This is a genomic window from Catenulispora pinisilvae, from assembly GCF_015356865.1.
GTDB lineage: Bacteria > Actinomycetota > Actinomycetes > Streptomycetales > Catenulisporaceae > Catenulispora > Catenulispora pinisilvae.
The window spans coordinates 1-20,019 of sequence record NZ_JAAFZA010000141.1; the positions used below are offsets into that span (position 1 = coordinate 1).

General features: G+C 70.2%; 19 protein-coding genes. 9 read left to right on the plus strand and 10 right to left on the minus strand.

Features of this window, described 5'->3' with window-relative positions:
- Both IZR01_RS31075 and IZR01_RS31080 read left to right on the plus strand, forming a co-directional pair.
- A partial coding sequence (locus IZR01_RS31075) for a C40 family peptidase (RefSeq protein ID WP_194895659.1) occupies nt 1–357 on the plus strand: 357 nt, incomplete at its 5' end.
- Nucleotides 358–589: 232 nt separating this feature from the next.
- Complete coding sequence (locus IZR01_RS31080; RefSeq protein ID WP_194925942.1) at nt 590–2,677, plus strand: CRISPR-associated endonuclease Cas3''; 2,088 nt, start codon at nt 590–592, stop codon at nt 2,675–2,677.
- A gap of 95 nt (nt 2,678–2,772) precedes the next feature.
- Here IZR01_RS31080 and IZR01_RS31085 read toward each other — a convergent pair whose 3' ends face one another.
- Nucleotides 2,773–3,345 (minus strand): TetR/AcrR family transcriptional regulator, encoded by a 573-nt coding sequence (locus tag IZR01_RS31085; protein WP_194925943.1) that lies wholly within the window; start codon nt 3,343–3,345, stop codon nt 2,773–2,775.
- 64 nt (nt 3,346–3,409) lie between these two features.
- Between IZR01_RS31085 and IZR01_RS31090 the strand changes: the two genes are divergently transcribed.
- Complete coding sequence (locus IZR01_RS31090) at nt 3,410–4,381, plus strand: SDR family NAD(P)-dependent oxidoreductase (protein WP_194925944.1); 972 nt, start codon at nt 3,410–3,412, stop codon at nt 4,379–4,381.
- Between the two features lie 22 nt (nt 4,382–4,403).
- Here the strand turns inward: IZR01_RS31090 and IZR01_RS31095 are convergent, their stop codons facing one another.
- Both IZR01_RS31095 and IZR01_RS31100 read right to left on the minus strand, forming a co-directional pair.
- Nucleotides 4,404–4,721 (minus strand): alpha/beta fold hydrolase, encoded by a 318-nt coding sequence (locus IZR01_RS31095; RefSeq protein WP_194925945.1) that lies wholly within the window; start codon nt 4,719–4,721, stop codon nt 4,404–4,406.
- Between the two features lie 21 nt (nt 4,722–4,742).
- Complete coding sequence (locus IZR01_RS31100) at nt 4,743–6,647, minus strand: alkyl/aryl-sulfatase (RefSeq protein WP_194925946.1); 1,905 nt, start codon at nt 6,645–6,647, stop codon at nt 4,743–4,745.
- Between the two features lie 298 nt (nt 6,648–6,945).
- Here IZR01_RS31100 and IZR01_RS31105 point away from each other — a divergent pair, with 298 nt between their 5' ends.
- Nucleotides 6,946–7,827: a hypothetical protein gene (locus tag IZR01_RS31105; protein WP_194925947.1), complete on the plus strand. Its 882-nt coding sequence runs from the start codon at nt 6,946–6,948 to the stop codon at nt 7,825–7,827.
- Nucleotides 7,828–7,987: 160 nt separating this feature from the next.
- Nucleotides 7,988–8,809: a Rid family detoxifying hydrolase gene (locus IZR01_RS51185; protein ID WP_323747153.1), complete on the plus strand. Its 822-nt coding sequence runs from the start codon at nt 7,988–7,990 to the stop codon at nt 8,807–8,809.
- 137 nt (nt 8,810–8,946) lie between these two features.
- On the opposite strand, the gene IZR01_RS31120 is transcribed toward IZR01_RS51185, so the two are convergent.
- The 3 genes from IZR01_RS31120 to IZR01_RS31130 are packed head-to-tail and all read right to left on the minus strand — an operon-like array spanning nt 8,947 to nt 12,357.
- Nucleotides 8,947–9,462 (minus strand): MarR family winged helix-turn-helix transcriptional regulator, encoded by a 516-nt coding sequence (locus tag IZR01_RS31120; protein WP_194895667.1) that lies wholly within the window; start codon nt 9,460–9,462, stop codon nt 8,947–8,949.
- A 46-nt stretch (nt 9,463–9,508) separates the two neighbouring features.
- Nucleotides 9,509–10,729 carry an MFS transporter gene (locus IZR01_RS31125; protein ID WP_228554933.1) on the minus strand — a complete coding sequence of 407 codons (1,221 nt, stop codon included), beginning with the start codon at nt 10,727–10,729 and terminating at the stop codon, nt 9,509–9,511.
- Nucleotides 10,726–12,357, minus strand: a complete 1,632-nt coding sequence (locus tag IZR01_RS31130) for an FAD-dependent monooxygenase (protein WP_194925948.1) — start codon at nt 12,355–12,357, stop codon at nt 10,726–10,728. The genes IZR01_RS31125 and IZR01_RS31130 overlap by 4 nt, the downstream gene beginning before the upstream one ends.
- 93 nt (nt 12,358–12,450) lie before the next feature.
- Here IZR01_RS31130 and IZR01_RS31135 point away from each other — a divergent pair, with 93 nt between their 5' ends.
- On the plus strand, nt 12,451–13,725 hold the full coding sequence (locus IZR01_RS31135) for a hypothetical protein (RefSeq protein ID WP_194925949.1): 1,275 nt from the start codon (nt 12,451–12,453) through the stop codon (nt 13,723–13,725).
- Between the two features lie 31 nt (nt 13,726–13,756).
- Here the strand turns inward: IZR01_RS31135 and IZR01_RS31140 are convergent, their stop codons facing one another.
- Entirely contained in the window at nt 13,757–14,254 is a 498-nt protein-coding gene (locus IZR01_RS31140; RefSeq protein WP_194925950.1) for a winged helix-turn-helix transcriptional regulator, read from the minus strand.
- Between the two features lie 105 nt (nt 14,255–14,359).
- On the opposite strand from IZR01_RS31140, the gene IZR01_RS31145 reads away from it, so the two are divergent.
- Nucleotides 14,360–14,950, plus strand: a complete 591-nt coding sequence (locus IZR01_RS31145; protein ID WP_194895671.1) for a dihydrofolate reductase family protein — start codon at nt 14,360–14,362, stop codon at nt 14,948–14,950.
- Nucleotides 14,947–15,336: a pyridoxamine 5'-phosphate oxidase family protein gene (locus IZR01_RS31150; protein WP_194925951.1), complete on the plus strand. Its 390-nt coding sequence runs from the start codon at nt 14,947–14,949 to the stop codon at nt 15,334–15,336. Before IZR01_RS31145 ends, IZR01_RS31150 begins: the two co-directional genes overlap by 4 nt.
- Nucleotides 15,337–15,409: 73 nt before the next feature.
- Here IZR01_RS31150 and IZR01_RS31155 read toward each other — a convergent pair whose 3' ends face one another.
- Nucleotides 15,410–16,105: an SDR family NAD(P)-dependent oxidoreductase gene (locus tag IZR01_RS31155; protein WP_194925952.1), complete on the minus strand. Its 696-nt coding sequence runs from the start codon at nt 16,103–16,105 to the stop codon at nt 15,410–15,412.
- A 95-nt stretch (nt 16,106–16,200) separates the two neighbouring features.
- Complete coding sequence (locus IZR01_RS31160) at nt 16,201–17,205, minus strand: phosphotransferase (RefSeq protein ID WP_194925953.1); 1,005 nt, start codon at nt 17,203–17,205, stop codon at nt 16,201–16,203.
- A gap of 112 nt (nt 17,206–17,317) precedes the next feature.
- On the opposite strand from IZR01_RS31160, the gene IZR01_RS31165 reads away from it, so the two are divergent.
- Nucleotides 17,318–19,024, plus strand: coding sequence for a serine/threonine-protein kinase (locus IZR01_RS31165; RefSeq protein ID WP_194895675.1), 1,707 nt, complete (start codon nt 17,318–17,320; stop codon nt 19,022–19,024).
- Between the two features lie 56 nt (nt 19,025–19,080).
- Here IZR01_RS31165 and IZR01_RS31170 read toward each other — a convergent pair whose 3' ends face one another.
- Entirely contained in the window at nt 19,081–20,016 is a 936-nt protein-coding gene (locus IZR01_RS31170; protein WP_194895676.1) for a DUF4429 domain-containing protein, read from the minus strand.
- Nucleotides 20,017–20,019 lie beyond the last annotated feature (3 nt).

A 20,019-nucleotide genomic window follows, 5' to 3' on the forward strand; every position in this document is an offset into this window, starting at 1 on the left:
CTCGCCCCCTCCGACCGAGCCCGCGCCGCGATCGCCGCCGCCCTGGCCGACCTCGGCAAGCCCTACGTCTTCGGCGCCGAAGGCCCCGACGCCTTCGATTGCAGCGGCCTGATCCAGCAGGCCTGGCGCCAGGCCGGCGTCGCGCTCCCCCGCACCTCCTCCGAGCAGGCCGAGGCCGGCCAGCAGGTGCCGCTCTCCCAGATCCAGCCCGGCGACCTGGTGATCTACTACGCGGGGCGCAGCCACATCGGGATGTACCTGGGGGACGGCAAGATCGTCCACGCCCCGCATCCCGGGACGGATGTGAAGATCTCGCCGTTGATGTCGATGCCGGTGAACATGGTGGTGCGGGTCTGAGGTGCGGGTCTGATAAGGCCTGGCAGCGGATGTAGGTTCCCGTTGAATCTTTCGTTTTCCCATGGGGATTGCGCCTGAGTCGCGCTTGTGAAAGACCGATGGAACAGCCGAGCCGTTCGGAGTACCGACGGCTGCTGGGCCGCGGCAGGGAGCCGGTCCATGACGTGCTGCCACAGGGCGCTGCACTGGACTCCGCGCTAAGGTCGGACAGCGGCCGCGGAGGGAGTCTGGGTTGACGGGCGGGTTTGAAGAGTTCTTCCAAGCAGCGACCGGCCGCACTCCTGATGCTGTGCAGGCCGCTATCGCCGCGGAAGGTCTTCCGGCAGAACTCCGGATTCCGATCGGGGCGGACACGACCGCCACCGCCGTGTTGCCCTGGCTCTTTCGCCGCCTGGTCTGCGCGCCGGAGTCGACGCCGCGCAGGCTGGTGTACGTGCTGCCGGCGCACAGCCTTCCCGAGCAGGCCTTCGCGCGGATCGGCGGGTGGCTGGACGGGCTTGGACGTGCGGGCGAGGTCGGGGTACATCTGCTCGCGGGCGCGGTCCGGGACGGCGGCTGGCTGCGCCATCCGGAGCGGACCGCGATTCTGGTCGGCACCCACGATCTGTTGCTGAGCAGGGCCCTGATGCGCGGGTTCGCCGACTCGCGGCGGTCGGCGCCGGTGGCGTACGGCCTGCTCCATAACGACGCGCAATGGGTCTTCGATGCCCTGCACCTGCTCGGCCCCGGGTTGCCGACGAGCGTCCGGATTCAGCGGATGCGCGATGCCCTGGGCACTTCGGCGCCGACCGCGACCTTGTGGATGTCCTCGGCTCAGGACCCGACCGACCCGAGCCTCGGGAAGCCGCTTCCTGCCGGGGACGTCGGCGGCCTGGCTCAGACCGTCGCGGCGGCTCACGTCGTGGGGACTCAGACCGCTGTGGTCCTCGGCTCGGTAGCGCGGGCGCGGGCGCTTCACGTCGCGCTGCGCGAAGCCATACCCGAGCGTGACACCGTGCTGATCCACCCCTATTTCCGCCCCGCGGACCGCCGCGACCGACTGGCCGAGCTCGGCGAACGGGACCGCGACCGGATCATCGTCGGAACGCGGGCGTTGGAAGTGGCGATCGATCTGTGGCCCCGCACCCTGCTCACCGAGCTCGGGTCCGGGGACCCTGGCCTCCGGCAGCCCGGCGATGATTCCGAGACGGCGGGCCAGGGCTGGGGTGAGTCCGATCTGCTGGCGCTGTTCGACACCGCTGTCGACCCGCCGGATCTGGACGTCGCCAGCTGGGTCTGTGAACCCGCCGACCGCACGGCGCTGGTCGCCTGGCGGGTCTGGGAGTCCGGCGAGCCCTCGGAGGAGGAGACCGATCCGGGCCGTGACGAGCTGTGCCCGGTCCCGCTGGACGAGCTGCGTCCAGTGCTGGACGGCCAGGCCTGGCTGCGTGACCGGCGCGACGGCCTCTGGCGCCGTGCCACAGCCCAGGACCTGGCGCCCGGCGTGCTGATCCTGCTGGATGCCCGATGCGGCGGCTACCTCCCCGACCAAGGCTGGTCTCCGGACAGCACCGCGCCGGTCCCGACGCCCGGGCCGGCCCCCGACCCGCCGGTGTTCGCCTGCGTCGAGTGGGTCAGCCTGGACCGACACCTCGCCGAGACCGAGGACGAGGCCCGCAAGCTGGTCGACGCCCTGCCGGGCCTGCCCGAATCGCAGCAGGAAGCTGTCATCCTGGCGGCCCGCTACCACGACCTCGGCAAGTGCCACGAGGTGTTCCAGGAGATGCTGCGCTCCGGCGGCGGCGACCCGCCGGATGTCCTGCTGGCCAAGTCCAAGGCCCCGTACAGCACCGGCCGCTCCCGCCGGCCCTACTTCCGCCACGAGCTGGTCAGCGCGATGATGCTGGCGCACAGCGATCACTGGCACGGTGACCGCACCGATCACCGGCTCGTGACGTATCTGGTCGCCGCGCACCACGGCAAGGTACGGATCTCGGTGCCTGCGCAGGCCGAGGAGGCACCGGCGATCCTAGGGGTCGTCGACGGCGACCGGACACCGGCGTTCACGTTGTCCAGCGGCGAGACCTTCCCCGGTCAATCCCTGCGTACCGCGGACTTTCGGCCCGAAGCCGGAGGATCATGGACGGACCAGGCACAGGCGCTGCGCGACCGCGCCGACCGCGGGCCGTTCCGTCTCGCCTACATCGAGGCTCTGGTGCGCATCTCCGACTGGCGATCCAGCGCGCGGCACGACGGACCGGTCGAGGTTTCGCTCGAAGAACTGATGGGAACCGGACGCGGCGAAACAGGTCAGGCCGAACTGACGCGGAAGACCCAATAGGAACCTACAGCGGAACAGCGGATGGCCGGATTCTCTCGCGGCTTCGGTAGGTGGCTTCGGTAGGTGGCTTCGGCAGGCGGCTTCAGCAGGCGGCTTCAGTGCACCAGGAGTTCGATGGCGACCTTCAGGCGTTCGAGGTAGAACTCCCGCGATGCGGCCTGATGCTTGAGGCCGATCGATGCGCTGATCATGGTCTGTGCGACAGGGATGGCCGCTTCCTGCCCTGACTCGACGGCGATCGCGTTCGTGATCAGTTCCTCGAAACGTCGCGGGGTGGACTCGACGATCTCTCCGAGCAGGTCGGGGTTGTCCTCGACGACCACCGCGACATCGTGCGTCAGCGGGCCGATGTAGCGGCCCGCCCACTGGTCGAACGCTTCGATGAGACGCTCTGGAAGTGGGCGGTCGGCGTCGGCCAGGACGTGTTCGACCGCTGCGATGTCGCGCTCCAAGGCCTGGGTGACCGCGGCATGGAACAGAGTCTCCTTCGAGGAGAAGAGGAAGTAGAGCCCGGGCCGGGAGATGTGCGCCGCCCGCGCCACGTCCTCCATCGAGGTCTTCCGATAGCCGAACCGCGCGAACGTGACCAGGGCGGAGTCCAGGACCATGCTCCGACGGTCGGTACCGGCGCTCGCCGACGGCCCGGGGCCGGCATCGGGACTGCTCATGCGACCGAGCATACGAGCAGGCATCTTACTAAACAAACCTAGTCTAGTCTGTATAGTCATCGCCATGACGGCTCGCGAACTCATCTCCACCTCCTTCACCGCCTCCAGCACCGCGGAAGAGGTGCTGGAGGGCGTCGACCTCACCGGCTTGCGCGCGATCGTGACGGGAGGCTCCTCCGGAATCGGGGTCGAGACGGCTCGTGCGTTGACCGCGGTCGGGGCGCAGGTGACGCTCGCGGTGCGGAACACAGCTGCCGGTGACGCCGTCGCTGAAGCGATCGAGAAGTCGACCGGAGGGGGCCGGCCCCGGGTCGTCCGGCTGGACCTCGCCGACCGGACCACCGTCACGTCGTTCGTCGACGCCTGGAGCGGCCCGCTTCACCTACTGATCAACAACGCGGGCGTGGTCACCGGCGGCCTCGAACGAACCCGCGAGGGCTGGGAGTTGCAATTCGCGACAAACCATCTCGGTCACTTCGCCCTCGCCACCGGCCTTCACGACGCCCTGGCCCTGGGCGCGTCCGACCGCGACGGAGCACGGATCGTGTCGGTCAGCTCGACCGCGCACATGCGCTCCGGCATCGACTTCGACGACCTCCACTTCGAGCGTCGCGGCTACGACCCGCAGATCGCCTACGCCCAGTCGAAGACGGCGAACTCCCTGTTCGCCGTCGAGGCGACCCGCCTCTGGGCCTGCGACGGCATCATCGCCAATACGGTGAACCCCGGCGGCGTCGCGACGGGTCTACAGCGCAACTTCACAACGCAACAGAAGCAGTCGCTCGACGCGGCCGAGGCCGCCGGAGTCTTCACGTACAAAACGGTGGAGCAGGGGGCCGCCACCACCATCGTCGCGGCCGTCGCCCCGCAGTTCGCCCACTCCGGCGGCCACTACCTCGACGATTGCCGAGAGGCCTACACGGTGCCGAACGATGCCGACCTCGCGCAACACCCGCACGGTGTCAAGGAATGGGCGCTCGATCCCGCTACCGCCGAGCACCTCTGGGCGGTCTCGACCGATCTGTTCCACACCTGAGTCCTCCCGGCCGCAGCACGGTTCAGAACGCTTCGCTGTGGCGGCCGATGAAGGAGCTGACGACCTCGAAGTAGCGCTGCTCCTGCTCGATCTCGATCAACTCGCCGGCATCCTGGAAGACGACCAGTTCCGCGCCCGGAATGCCGCGGGTGAGTTCCTCGGACAGCGGCATCGGGGTGCAGTGGTTGTTGTCGCCGCACAGCACCAACGTCGGCTGGGTGATCTCGTCGAGCCGGGTCGAGGTGTCGTGGGCGGCGATCATGTCGATCTGCTTGAGGCCGATGGCGCGGTCGCCGGGCCCGGCGGGTATGGCGCTCGCGTTCTCGATCCACTTGGCCACGCGCTCGGGGTGTTCTCAGCCCTACGGGGTGACCATGGCGAAGTCGGGATCGAACTCGTCGTAGAGCCCGGCGAGGGTTTGCAGGGCGCTGTCATCGCCGTCGAGCCGGATCTTCCCGGCTTGGGCGAGCTGCCCAGCCGAGCTCGGCTTGAGCAGGGCGGCCACGAGCGCGGCCTTCGGTCCGGTGACGGTGAGCTGCGGGTCCGGGGACGTCCCGCGGCGGGCGTTGAGGACGCCGCGGCGGACCCGCATCGTCCAGCTCTGGTCGAGGTCGGTGAAGGCGAAGTCGATGCGTAGGTCGGCGTCGGCGGCCTGGTCGCCGATGAGGTGGACGGCGGCGAAGTCGAAGAGGATGTCCACCGGCATGGCCAGGATGCTGTCTTCGCTGGCGGTGACGAACGCGGCGGGCAGGACCCCCTCGCGCAGTTCGCGGGCGGCGGTGAGGAATATGCCGCGCCACTGCGGGCCCTCGGCTTGGTAGCCCATCTGCTCGTAGGCGTCGGCCTGTAGGTCGCGAGCGGCCTGATTGTCGGGCTGGGCGAAGACCAGGGTGTGCAGGATCTGGGCGGCCCAGCGGTAGTCGGCGGCCTCGATGGCGCGCCGGCCCTCGGCCATGATCTGGTCGGCGCCGATCAGGTCGACGAATCGCTGGGCGGTCTCCACCGGAGGGTGCGGGTGCAGCGACACCGGGTCGCCGTCCCACAGGCCCAGTTCCTTGTGGAAGACGGCGCGCACGTCGTGGTGCAAGGTGCCGTGGTAGCCGCGGTTGAACCACTTGCGGCCCAGCTCGGCGGGCAGCTCGATCTCCTCGGCGGCCTCCAGCGGCGTGTAGCCCTTGTTCGCCAGCCGCAGCGCCTGGTCGTGGATGTACTTGTAGGTGTCGCGCTGGGACTCCAGGAACGCCGTCACCTGGCCGTTCTCCCACACCGGCCAGGTATGCGGGCCGTAGTGCACCTGCACGTCGTCGCCCCAGCGCTGAAGCGTCTCGTCCAGGTAGCGGGCGAAGTTGCGGGCGTCGCGGGTGCGGGCGCCGCGCAGCGTCTGGATGTTGTGCAGCGAGTGGTTGGCGTTCTCCGCACAGGTCAGAGCGCCGAGCTGTGGGATCCAGATGTGCATCTCCTCCGGGGCCTCGGTGTCCGGGGCGTAGAGGAACTCGAATTCCAGGCCCGCCAGGTCCCGCTTGGCTCCGGTCTCGGTGATCGGATCGGTGGGGGAGATGTAGGAGACGGTCACGCCGGGGCTGGTGGCGATGCCGATGCCGCAGGTGACACAGCCGGTGGGGCTCAGGTCCAGCAGGCTGCCGAAGGCGTAGCCGGCCCGGCGGGACATGGCGTTGCCGGCGATGACGTTCTCCCCGATGGCGTGCGCGTCGAAGGAGGCGATCGTGCCCGGGGCGATGATCGGCACCCTTCCCGCGGCCACGTCCTCGGCGCTGACCACGCCCTTCACGCCGCCGTAGTGGTCGACGTGAGTGTGGGTGTAGATGACGGCCGCCACCGGCTTGTCGGAGACGTGTTCCCGGATCATGGCCATGCCCTGGGTCGCGGCCTCGACACTGGCGGTGCAGTCGATGACCACGAGCCCGGTGTCGCCCTCGATGACGGTCAGGTTGGCGATGTCGTTGTTCCGTACCTGGAAGACTCCGTCGACGACCTTGTAGAGACCGCTCTTGGAGATCAGCTGCGACTGCCGCCACAGACTCGGCTCCACGGTGTCCGGCGCCGGGGCGTCGTCGGACAGGTAGTCGTAGTTCGCGGGATCGAAGACCACGTGGCCGTCGCCACCGAGGATCTTGCCGGGCAGCGGGGCGATGAAGCCGCGGGTGTTGTCGGTGAAGTCCTGGCGGTCGTCCATCGCGTACCGGCCCACCGCCTCCTGGTTCGCCGACACGGTCGCGGGAGTCGCGGGCTTGGGGGTGTACGCCACGGGAGGCCTCCGGATCGATCGCGAGCGTGCGCGCCGGGTATGGCACCGCCTCCACGCTCACCGGCAACCAGCCGGCCCGGCAACGGGCCAGGGCCGTTCAGAGGACGACTTGCCCGCAGCGAAGCCCTCAGGAAAGTGACTGTTCTGGGCTTGAGCGACTTGTCTCGATGCTCTCGCCGAGCCGAGCCGAGCCCGGCGGCCACCGTCCGGCTACCGTCGGGTACTGACATACTGCGCCGGGCGGTGGCCGGCGGGGTCATCGAGGTGCCCTGACGACGCGAGCGAGGTTTCGACAATCATGGAGTTCCGCCTGGACGCCGCGGTGTCCTTCGTCGCCACTCATGCCCGGATCATCGACAGACGGCGGCTTCAGCTCCTTCTTGACGGGGGCTCGACGGCCGGTCTGTTGGCCGCTCTCGATGCTTATCGGAACCCTGACGGAGGCTACGGGTGGGGGCTCGAACCGGACCAGCGTTCGTCCACCAGCCAGCCGGTCGCCGCCATGCACGCGCTGGAAGTGCTTGCCACGATCCGCGACGACAGCACCCGTGCGGTGGGGATCTGCGACTGGCTCGGGGAGCACGCTCTGCCTGACGGCGGTACGCCGTTCAGCCTCCCGCGCTCCGACACTCAGGGTTCTGCCCCGCACTGGGTCGGCGCTGACACAGAGACGTCCTCGCTACAGATGACGGCACAGCTCGCGGCCCAGGCCCACAGACTCGCGCGGCATCACAAGGACATCGCGGACCACCCGTGGCTGGCCGGTGCCACCAGTTTCTGCCTGGACGCCATCAACCGGATCGACGCGGCCCCGCACCCCTACGAGCTGATGTTCGTCTTCCTCTTCCTCGACACCGTCACCGGTCACGACGCCGAGGCGGAGCGACTGCTCAAGCGGCTCCGGCCCTTGGTGTCCATCGAAGGGCCGACCTCCGTTGCCGAGGCGGAAGGCGAGGTGCTCCAAGTGCTGGACTTCAGCCCGTTCCCCGACACCCGGTCCCGTCGGCTCCTCGGCGAAGCCACGATCACCGCCGAACTGCACCGGCTGGCCTCCCAGCAGCAGCCCGACGGCGGGTGGCAGGTCACGTTCCCGAGCTATTCCCCGGCCGCCGCTCTGGAGTGGCGTGGCTACGCGACCGTGCAAGCAGTCGCAACGCTCCAGGGTGCCGCCACGCTCTGACCGCCGGAACGATCACGGCGTGCCGGTTCGTCGGATACGGCGACCCATCGACCATGGAAGCCCCTCACCGGTGGGCCACCGCTTACCGATTGGCTGTGTGATCTCCGTTCCCCGGCGTCTGATACTGGCCGGACGTTCGTCGTTTTTGGAGGAGATCACTGTGCCGTTCGTTCGCATCGATGTGCCCAAGGGTCCGGCTGGCTTCGCCGAGCAGGCCGGCGAGGCGGTTCACCGGGCGCTGGTCGAGGCGCTTGGCATACCGGAGGGTGACCGGTTCCAGGTGCTGACTGAACACGAGCCCGGTCGGCTGGTCGCGGACCGGTCGTTCCTCGGCGTCGAGCGTTCCGAGCGTGTGGTTCTGGTCGATATCACGCTTGTCGCGGGGCGGAGCGTGGCGCTGAAGAGGGCGTTGTACGCGGCGGTCGCCGACCGGCTCGCCGAGGTCGGGGTGCGGCGGGAGGACGTGCTGGTCGGTTTGAACGAGGTTCGGGCCGAGGACTTCTCGTTCGGTGAGGGGAAGGCACAGTACGCCGATGGCCTGCCGCCTCACTTGGCCCCCAAGCCGGCCGCGGCCTCTGCCTCCGCCTCTGCCTCTGCTTCCGTCCCCGCCCCGGATGCGACGCCGGTCGCCTCCCTGCCCTTCACAGCAGCGGTGCCACACGGCGACTTCACCTTCATCAGCGGCCAGGTCGGCCTGGACCCGGCCACCGACGCGCTGCCGCCCGGGGGTGTCGCGGCCCAGTTCGAGCAGGCGGTGGCGAACCTTGAAGCGGTACTCGCGGCCCGCGGCCGGACCCTCGCCGACGTCGTGCGCGTCGGCGTCTACCTGACCGACATGGACGACTACGCCGCGATGAACGACGCCTACCGCAAGGCCTTCGCCGAGCCCTACCCGGCCCGCACCGCGATCGGCGTCGCGGGGCTGCCGCTCGGCGCGCTGGTCGAGATCGACGCGATCGTCGGCGACCGGGGCGCTCGGTGATGCTGATCAGAATGCTGTAATCAGAGTGCTGATCAGAGTTCTGCGATCGGGCGCCGGTAATCAGTGGGCATTAATCAGCGGGCTGTGATGCGACGAACTCGGTGCTGAGCGGTTGGCAGGCCTGGCCGTCGCGGCCGTCAGGCCTGCCCCTCAAGCGCGATGAGCACTGTCCGCAGATCGTCGTTGATCCGACGCTGCGCGGTCAGCGGGATCGGGGACAGCAGCGAGAACTCGGCGTCGGTCTTGATCGCGAAGACCTCGAACGCCCGCTCCATCCCGGCCGGCGTCAGGGTGACCAGTACCGAGCGCCGGTCGTTCGGGTCGATCTCGCGGGTCAGCCAGCCGTTGCCTTCGAGGCGGGCGACGCGGTTGGTGATGGCCCCGGATGTCAGTTGCAGCTGGGCCATGAGTTGGCCGGCGGACAGTTGGTGGCCAGGTCTGGAGCGGATCAGGCAGGCGAGCAGCTCCAGCTCCCATAGCTCGATGCCATGCGGCGACAGCTCCCGCTTGATGTCCGTCTCCATCCGGTGCGCGAGCCGGCGGAGCCGGTAGGCCAGCGCCTTGGCCTCGGCCACTTCGGGCTCGTACGTACCGGTCATGGCCTCGATGAGCCGATCTACGTAGTCCTGCTGGTCCGCTGCGCGCCGCGCCATCTCTTCCGCCCTTTCCTGTCCCGGTTCATGGATCCGGATCCCCACATTATGGAGAAGGTTGAGGTTCTTGAGGTTCATACACCTGGGCAGCCGTCGCGGCCGGTTCGAGATGTTCGCTCCGGTCGAGCCGACCTGAGCAAACAGCGAGGCCGAGACCGACCAGCGCCAGCGCGGCCCCGGCCAGGCTCACCGCCCCGTAACCGAGCCCGGCGCTGATGACACCGCCGCCGAGGGCCGCGCCGCCCGCGTTCGCGATGTTGAAGCTCGACTGCACGGAAGCGGCGGCCATCGTCGGGGCCTGCGACGCCGCCCGGATCGCCCGCACCTGCACCGGCGGGATCACCATCCCGCCCGCGACCCCGATCGCGAACACCGTGCCCAGCGCCGTGACCGCGTTGTGCATCGTCAGGGCGAACAGCGCGAGCACGCATCCGAGCGCGGCCAGGGCGACGTAGATCGCCGGCATCAGGGCCCGATCGGCGAGCCGGCCGCCGACCAGGTTGCCCACCGTCATGCCGAGGCCGAACAGCGCGAGCGTGATGGTCAGCCCGAGCGTGCCGATGCCCGCCGAGGAGCTGAGGATCGGCGCGATGTACGAGTAGACCGCGAAGACCCCGCCGAAGCCGAAAGCGCCGATCGCCAGGGCCAGCCAGACCTGCGGGCTGGTGAACGCCCGCAGCTCGGCCGCGAGCCGGACCGGGGTGTGCTCCGGCGCCGCCGGAACCAGCACCGCGATCCCGGCCACGGCGACCACCCCGATCCCGGCGATCAGCAGGAAGGTCAGCCGCCAGCTGACGGCGTCACCCAGAGCGGTGGCGCCCGGCACCCCGATGATGTTCGCGATCGCCAGCCCGCTGAACATCGTCGAGATCGCCCGGCCGCCGCGGTCCTTCTCGACCAGACCGCCGGCGACGATCGAGCCGACCCCGAAGAACGCGCCGTGCGGGAGCGCGGTCAGCACCCGGGCGGCCAGCAGGAACCCGAAGTCCGGCGCGGCCGCCGCGGCCAGGTTGCCGATAGTGAACAGCACCATCATGGCGAGCAGCAGCCGCTTGCGCGGGACGCGGGCCGACACCGCGGCGAACACCGGCGCGCCGACCACGACGCCGAGCGCGTAACCGGTGATCAGGTACCCCGCGTGCGGGATGGAGACGGACATCGCCGTCGCGATCTTCGGCAGCACGCCCATGACCGCGAACTCCGTGGCCCCGATCCCGAACGCGCCGATCGCCAGTGCCAGCAGGCCGCGCGGCATCATGGCCGTCATGCCGGGATCCGCTGTTCGCTGTGGACCGTGGGCCGGGTCCACGCGGCGACGGCTTCCGCCGTCTCGGCAGCGGCCGCCGCCTCGGTCAGTTCGCCAGCGGCATCCGCCCCGGCCGAGTCGACGGCATACGCGACGTGCCCATCCGGCCGGATCAACGCGGCGCGCACCGTGGCCCACGCTCCCGTGTGCCGCAGCCCGGCACGCACCTCGACCCGCGCGCCACCCAGCTCCGCGTAGGCGTCGCCGCTGCCGAAATCGAGCAGCAGGAACCGATCCGGCCGCAACGAGCGCACCAAACCGTCTCCGGCCAGGACCGCGTCCGGCGCCTTCGTACCGACCAGCGGATGGCTCCCATCGGGCTGCGGGTAGCCGACCGCGAGGCCGGACAGCCAGCCGGACAGTTCCTCGGACACCTCGCCGCGGCGGTCGATGAAGCCGGTGAACTTCTCGCGCAGCGCCTTACCGGCCGGGCTGAAGGTGTGCATCAACGCGTCCTGAGCCAGCGTGTCGTCCAGCAGACGCCGCGCCACCAGGTGGCGTTCGGCCTCATACCCCGCCGCCCCGCTGATCACGTGGTCGGGGGCCCAGCCGGCCAGCTCGGCGGCGAGCTTCCAGGCCATGTTGGTCGCGTCCTGCAAGCCGACGTTCAGGCCCTGGCCGCCGGCCGGCAGGTGCACGTGCGCCGCGTCGCCGACGAGCAGCACCCGACCGACGCGGTAGTGCTCTGCGAACCGGCTGCTGTTGCTCGCCCGGGTCAGGGAAGTCGCTGCGCGCAGACCGAAGTCCGTGCCGCAGACGCGTTGCATCGCGCCGCGCAACTCCTCAAGGGTGAACGGCTCGCTCTGCTTGCGCCGCACCTCGTCGGCGGGCAGGCCGACGTCGCCGACCTCGACCCCGAAGACCCGGTGGATGCCGCCGGGCAGTGGCATGACACCCACCAGACCCGCGTCGTGGCGCCAGAAGTACTCCGCCTCGGCGACCGTCTCGGTGAGTTCGACGTCTGCGACGAAGTTGAGGATGGTCGGCGGGTTCCCGGGGAAGTCGATCCCCGCGGCGTGCCGGACCATGCTGTGCGCGCCGTCGGCCCCCACGACGTAGCGGGCCGAGACGGTCCGCTCGGTGCCGTCGGCGCCGGCCGCGAGCGTGACCACCACCGGGCCCTGCGATTCCGCTCCTGACCCGGACCCGGACCCGGACCCGGACACCGACCCGGACCCGGGCTCGGGCTGCACGACGTCCTTCACCTCGGTCCCGTAGTGCACGGGCACCGACCGGGCGCGCAGGTAGTCGGCGAGCGCGTGCTCAGTGCGCCACTGCGGGTTCATCAGCACGAACGGGAACGGTGTGTCCAGGCCGGTGTAGCCGACCCGGCTCGGCAGCGTCGCGAAGTGCGTGTGCGGTACTTTGCGCCCCTGGCCGATCAGCACGTCGCTGACCCGGCGCCCGTCCCCGAGTTCCAGCATGCTGAGCACTTCGAGCGTGCGCGGGTGCATGGTCGTGGCCTTGGAGACCGAGCTGGGCCCGGGGTTGCGCTCGTACACCTCCACCCGCACTCCCGCGGCGTCCAGCAGCGCCGCGCTCATGAGTCCCACCGGGCCGCCGCCGATCACCAGCACATCGAGGTCCATAGTCGTCTCCCATGCGTCTCGGAACCCTGATTCATTCGATGAACATGAAGATAATGAAGGTTGATGTAGTTGGCAAGCGGGCACCATGAGGGCATGGTCATTCCGTCGCTGCTCTACTACGCCCGTCCCAATGCCCTGATGCGTGAGGTGGCTGAGCGCCTGGGCTGTCTCCCGTCCGGTGCCGGACTGCGGGATGAGGTGTGGTCGAAGCGCTCGGAGATCCGGCGGCGCGTCGAGCTGCTCGCCGAGGAGGAGGAGTTCGCGGCGATGGGTGAACGCTCGCTCCAGCAGCTGCTGTGGCAGGACGACGACTACTGGTCGCGGGAGTTCACCGCCGTCAGTGGCTACACCGTGACGTGGCTGTTCGCCCAGGGATCAGTGCCACCCTTCCTGAGCGCCTGGAGGGACGGCCAGACCGCCTGGCCGTTCGGCGGGCAGCCGTTTCCCCGGGAGTTCCTGTACACGACCGATCCGCTGCTGCGACTCAGAGCCCTGCTACCTGACTGGCCGGCCCCGGACTACGGTCGCGAACGCGTCCACCTCGACGCCCTCGAACAGCTCGAATCCGGCCTGATCCTGGCGCGCGCCGACCGGTACGACCTGCTCGCGCAGGTCCTGCGGGCCGACGGCGATCCACTGCTGGACCGCGTGCGCCCCGCGTTCGAGGCGTCCGTGCGCGACCAGAGCGTCTCCGCGCTTCGCAGTGCCTTGATTCCAGAACGCCGCGAGCGCGACTTCCTGTTCCGGGCCTACGCGGCGCCCGGCGATCCGGAACCCGACGATCCGGCTTTCGCAGTGGACTGGGACGCCGTCCGGGCGGCCGCGCGGCGCGACGACGAAGAGCTGCGTCGGCACGGCCCCACGGTGGTCGGCCACCCCGCCTGCCCGCCGGATGTCCGCCGGTACGCCGCCGAGCACTGGCGGGACGGGTTCGTGTGGTCCCGCCTGCTGTCCGACCGCGACACCGGCCTGGCGTTGCTGCGCGAGCTCCCGATGGAGTCGGATCTGTCGCTGGCGGTGCCTTTCGGCTACGCCGGTGCCAACGGCGTCACCGTGCAGGACGTCCTCGAACTGGCCCACCCGGCGGACTTCGTCTTGCGCGACGCCGCGGAGCTCCCGGGCATCAGGCGCTACGACCCGTTGCAATGTGTGATCACCAAGCAGGACACCCGGGGCGCGGAGCTGCTGTGCAAGGGGATCGCCGAGCTGGCCGATCGCTACCTGGGGGAGGACGCCGACGCCTGGACGAACGGCTGCCGCCTCGTCCGTGACGCGGACTTCTCCGGGTCCGTGGTCGAGCTGTTCCAGGCGGCGCTGTCGCAGGGATCGCAAACATCGCAAACATCGCAGACATCGCAGACATCGTGAAGACTGAGGTGAGTCGCCGGGCCAAGCGCGTCTACGCGAGCTGATCCGCGGGTTCCGCTCCTGCGGGCTCCGGCCCCGCGGATCCCGGCCCGGGCAACGGATCGACGTCCCCGGCGTGCATCGGCTCCCCGCAGTGCGCGCACCGCAGGTCCACGTGGCTGATCTCGCCGCAGGCGTGGTGCCGGTACAGCACCGGGGGACCGGCCTCGCCGGCCAGCCAGCGGTCGCCCCAGGCCGTCATCACCATCAGCAGGTCGACCAGTTCGGTCCCCTTCCGGGTCAGGTGGTACTCGTAGCGCGGTCGCTGGTCGTACGGCAGCCGCTCCATGATCCCCTCCTCGACCAGGTAGTTGAGCCGCTCGGTCAGCACTTTGCGGGAGATGCCGAGGTCGGCCTGGATCTGGTCGAAGCGCCGCAGTCCCACCCAGACGTCCCGCAGGATCAGCGGGGACCAGGGTTCGCCGATCACGTCGAGGGTGCGGGCGATCGAGCAGGCGGCCAGTTGGCTGCTGAAGTTCGTGCGCTGCATGCGGCCTAGTTTAGCGCCTGGGGTTCCCTCAGGGAACCTGGCTGTGCTACGGTTCACACCAGCGACAGAGTTTCCTCAAGGAACTCCGGAAGGGAGAACAGGGACATGGGCAAGGTCTTCACCGCCCTCGCCGTCTCGGTCGACGGCTACATCACCGGCCGCGATCCCCGGGCCGGGCACGGCCTCGGCGACGGCGGGACGCTCTTCGACTGGTACTTCGACGGCGACACGCAGAGCCGGGTGCTGCCCGGCTTCCACCTCAGCGCCCCCAGCGCGCGGGTCTTCGACCAGGTCGCCGGGCGGCTCGGCGCGGTCGTGGTCGGCCGCAGGACGTTCCAGGACTCCGACCGCTTCGGCGGCGGCAGCCCGCACGCGGACGTGCCGCTGGTCCTGCTCAGCCACCACGCCGACGGCGTGTCCGAGCGCCAGACGCTGGTCACGACCGGTATCGCCGACGCGATCGCAGCCGCGCGGGAACTGGCCGGCGGCAAGGACGTCGGCCTGATGGGCGGCGGTATGACCACCGAGGCGCTGAAGGCCGGCCTGGTCGACGAGCTGATCCTGCACCAGGTGCCGATCCTGCTCGGGGGCGGACGCCCCTTCTTCCAGGAGCTGCCGGAGCACATCCGGCTTACCCTCGTCGAGGCCGTCCCGGCCCCCGGCGTCACCCACCTGCGTTATGAGGTCGCCAAATGAGTCTCGACCCGGAAATCCGCACCGTCCTGGACAGCGCCCCGCTCGTGCACCTGGCGACGCTCATGCCCGACGGCGCGCCGCACTCGGTCACCATCTGGGCCGCTCCGCACGGGGACCGCATCGCGATCCTCACCGGCCCGAACAGCCTCAAGGCCCGCAACATGCGGCGCGACCCGCGCGTGGCCCTGTCCCTGACCCCGGCCGACAACCCCTTCATGCCGATCGCCATCCGCGGCCGGGCCGTGGAGTGGATCGAGGGGGACGCGGCCTGGGAGATCATCGACCCGATCGCGATGAAGTACATCGGGCAGCCCTACGACCGCGCCATGGACCGGGTCGTGATCCTCATCGAGCCCGACAAGCAGGTCAAGGGAGTGAACGGCTGAGCCACCGGTCCGGCGCTTCCAGCCGCATTACCAACCGCGCTACAACCGCGCTACGAACCGCGCTACAACCGCGCTACCAACCGATGCCGCCCTCGCGATCCACGAACCGCCCCGAGCCGGCCCCCGGGCCCTCGGTGGCGAGCGCGACGATCGCGTCGGTGCCCTCGGTGACGGTCTGGAAGCCGTTGTGGCCGTTGAGATCGGTCGCTGTGTAGCCGGGGTCGGCGGCGTTCACCCGGATGTCCGGCAGCGCCTTGGCATACATCGTGGTGAGCATGGTCAGCGCGCTCTTCGAGGCCGCGTAGAGCGGGGCGACCACGTTGCCTTCGGCCCGGTTCGGGTCGTGGGTGAAGGCCAGGGAGCCCATGCCGCTGCTGACGTTGACGATGGCCGGGTCGGCCGACTCGCGCAGCAGGGGCAGGAACGCCGCGGTCACCCGCACCGCCCCGGCCACGTTCGTGTCGAACACCCCCAGCGCGTCGGCGCCGGTGATGGACCCGGGGTCGGCCTTGCGGTGGTTGATCCCGGCGTTGTTGACCAGCACGTCGATCCGGCCCTCGTGGCCGGCGACATCCGCGGCGGCGGCGGTGACGGAGGCGTCGTCGGTCACGTCGATCCGCACGAAGCGCACGCCGAGCGCCGTGGCGGCCGACCGGCCGCGTTCGGCGTCGCGGGCCCCGAGCAGCACGGTGTGGCCGAGTTCGACGAGGCGCCGGGCCGCCTCGTGGCCGAGTCCCTTGTTCGCGCCGGTGATGAAGATGATTGCCATGACTTCATGGTTCGCCGCTCGTCGCGCGGCGACCAGGAACTGCTCGACGGTAGGAACGGCAGTACCAGGTTCGCCCCGGTGCGCCGGCCGGGCGGTCAGCCCGCGGCTTCCTTCGCCGCGAAGGCGAACGCCTCCCGCACGTGCAACGCGGCCAGATCCCGGAACCAAGCCGCCTGCGGATGGTCGCCCGAACCGATCCGCAACGGCCCGGCGATCAGGCTGACGTGCATCGCCAGCTGGAACAGCCGCATCCGGTCGGGGTCCAGGTCCTCGCGGCGCAGTGGCGCGTAGTGCTCCTGGAAGCGCATGCGGACGAAGACGTGCTCCCACTCGATGTCGAAATACGCCAATCCCTCAACGTCGATGAGTACCGGGGCGCCGTCGTCGGCGAGCATGACGTGGTCCGCGCCGAGCTCGCCGTGGATCAGGCCGATGCGCGGCGGCGCGGTGACGCGGGACGCCAGGTCCTGGAGCGCCTCCGTCAGGGTGCTGCGACCGGCCCGGACCCGATCGTCGCGCTTCGCGGCCTCCTGGACGTCCGTGAGCGCCCGGTCGAGGATGACCCGCACTCCCGATTCGCCGTTCACCGGAAGGCCGCGGTCGACGGTGAAGACCTGCCCGAACCGCGGCGCCGGATAGTCGTGCATGAGCCGCAGCATCCCCGCCAAGACGGCCAACGGCTCACGCCCGGCGTCCGGATCCTTTTCCAGCAGCGCTTGCAGCGTTCCGCCGCGAAGGTCTTCGATCACTGCGATGTCCGCCGGATACAAGGCCCGGCTTCGATCGGCGAACAGCAATCGCGGTCCCCGGGCTCCGACCGATTCCAGCCGGTTCACCGCGGCCTCGAACATGTCGAGTCCGGAGGCGTGCGAGAACGTGTCAGCCCGATCGGCGTGGTCGGCGTCCTGGACGTCGCTCCAGTAGTCCTCGGCGGGGTCCCAGATATAGACGATCGTGGTGGTGGCGTCGTCCAGACCCAGCCGGTAGACGCCCTTCTTGGAACCGTTGGGCAGCCGGTCGATCGTGACGATTCGCCGATCGGTCCCGAAGACCTCGGCGACGACACCGGCCAATTGTTCCGCGGTCGCGAAGGGTCGCATCACTCGCCGTTCTCGCTCGACTACTGACCGTCTGTGTCGGATGTCTCAACTACTTGGTCGAATGCGCCCCTCGCGTTTCCTTGGAGCAGCATCCCCTTTAGGGTTGGCGTCTATGAAGCCACTGGGGTTGCCGGATCCGCGGCGGATCGGACCCTACCGGATATTCGCCCACCTCGGCCGCGGCGGTATGGGACGGGTCTTCCTGGCCGGGGCGCCGGACGGGCGGCTCGTGGCGCTCAAACTCGTGCACGCCCAGCACGTCGAGGAGCCCGGGTTCCGCGAGCGCTTCCGGCGCGAGGTGACGGCCTCGCGCCGGGTCTCCGGCGCCTACACCGCCCCGGTGGTCGACGCCGACGTCGAGACCGAGATCCCGTGGCTGGTCACGGTGTTCGTGCCGGGCCCCTCGCTGCGCCAGGCGATCGACGCCGCCGGGCCCCTGCCCGCCGACACCGCCGCGCGGTTGGCGGCCGGGCTGGCCACCGCGCTGGCCGGGATCCACGCCGCCGGGCTCGTGCACCGCGATCTGAAGCCCTCCAACGTGCTGCTGGCCGCCGACGGCCCGCGGGTCATCGACTTCGGCGTGGCCCGGGTCACCGACGGCAACACCAGCGAGCTCACCCACACCGGCTGGCTGGTCGGCTCGCCCGGCTACATGTCGCCGGAACAGGCCGAGAGCAAGCCGCTGACGCCGGCCAGCGACATCTTCTCGCTGGGCGCCGTGGTCTACATGGCGTGCACCGGCACCGAGCCGTTCATGGGCGCCTCGACCCCGGCCACCCTCTACAACGTGGTGCACGCCGAGCCGGACCTGGAGGCGGTGCCGGAGCAGCTGCGCGAGGTCATCGCGGCCTGCCTGGCCAAGGACCCCGCGGCGCGGCCGACGCCGGAGCAGGTGCTGGCCCTGATCGGGGACGTGCCGGCGGTCACCCGGACCTGGCCGGACGCCGTGCACGCGCTGATCGCCGAGCAGGGCGAGGCGGTCGTGACCGCGTTGCGGGACGGCGGCGCCCCCGAGGACGTCGCCGTGGTGCCGTTGCTGCCGGCCGATGCGATGGCCCGTTCGGCGGCAGCGGCAGCGGCAGCCGCGTCAGCGGACCCGGACCGAGACCCGGACCCGACGTTCGATCCGGCCTCGGGCGCGATCGCCGACACCGGAGCCGGCCCCGCCGAACCGCCGACCACGTTCCGCAACCGCGCACCGGAGGACCTGACGGTCGTCGGCGACCGCGGCCCCCGCCGTCCGAGACGGGCCCTCACCGCCGTCCTGGCCGTGGCGGCGCTCGCCGTCGGCGGCACGGCGGCGGCCCTGGTGACGACCGACTCCGGCACCTCGCAGGGCTTCGCGAGCACGCAGGTGTCCCAATCGGCGGACCCGGCGCAGGGCGTCGGGACGCCGTCGGATTCCTCCGGCACGACGGACGCGTCCCCGTCCGCGGGCGAATCGGATTCGCCGCCCACCCCTCCCGGCGTGGTGACCTCGGGCTCGAAGAGCGCGGTCGCGCCGCCGACTGAAGTTCCGACGGAGGGCTCCACGCCGAAGGACAGCTCGCCCAGCCCGGCGTGCCTCGACGACAAGCAGGCCTACAGCCTCGCCGAGCAGAAGAACGGCGGCACCATGCCGTCCGACGCGAAAGTCAGCGTCCTGAAGTGCGACAACGGCTGGGCCGCCGGGCAACTCGCGTCGGTCAGCTACGGAAACGCCGCGATCGTCTACGAATACGACGGCGCTGACTGGTACGCGGTCGATCTCGGAACGGCCGTCTGCGGCGGCGTGGTCAGAGGGGCGCCCTCCGATGTTCGCAAGGCCCTGAGTTGCTGAGCCGCTGAGCCGCTGAACTGCTGATCCGCCTGCTCGACGTCGCCGTCCCGGCGGCGCTACAGCTGCTTCAGCACGGCCTGCTTCGCCGTCGCGAACTCCTCGTCGGTGAGGACGCCGTCGCGGCGCAGATCGCCTAGTTCGCGCAGGCGGCGCAGCAGCGCGTCGTGATCGGAACCGGCGGCGGCCGGGGTCGCGGCAGCGGCGGTGGCGACGGCGGTGGCGGCGGTGTCATCGGCGGGCGAAGGCTTCTCAGGGGCCGCATTCGGATGCGGCATCCGCCCCACGATCGCGGCCGCCAACACCGCGCTGTTCCCGCTCTCCTTCTTCGTCCCCCACAGCGTCAGGCAGTTCGGGTCCAACCGCGGGTTCTGAGAGACGATCCCGGCGTCGCCGCGGATCCGGAAGCGGATCCAGCCCCAGTCCATCCCCACCGCCGGTCGCCATTCGACGGCTTCCAGCGCGGACAGCGGCCACTCTCGATTCCCGGCCGACCGCTTCTTCAAGTCGGCCAGCCAGCCCCAATCCAGGCGCACCACGTCGCCGTCGAACGAGCCGGTGCCGTCCTGGCCGTTCGCCGAGATCGGGACCGGGGGCGGCGCGACCAGGTAGCGGCCGGCCGGGTCGGAGGGGATCCGGGCCACGGTCAGCGCGTCCCGGACCTCCTCGGCGAAGTACTCTGCGACGCCGCCGCGTTCGGCCGGCACGTCGAGTTGGTAGGGATCCGCGTCGTCGGCGATCCGGCCGCCGCAGGCCTGGGTCAGGGGATCCGATCCGGCGCGCAGGCGGACTCGGATGCGTCCCGCTCCGCTCTTCGCATTCTTGCTGGTTTCCGGCGTCGCTTCGAAGGCGATGCCGGCCAGGGCGGCCAGCGGGATCGCGATCTCGCCGAGCGCCGCGCGCAGCCGGGGAACGTCCTTGTCGTGGCCGGGGACGACGCGCAGCAGATCGCCGTCGAAGGTCCAGGTCCCGTTCTTCCCGATCAGCTCCGCCATGTC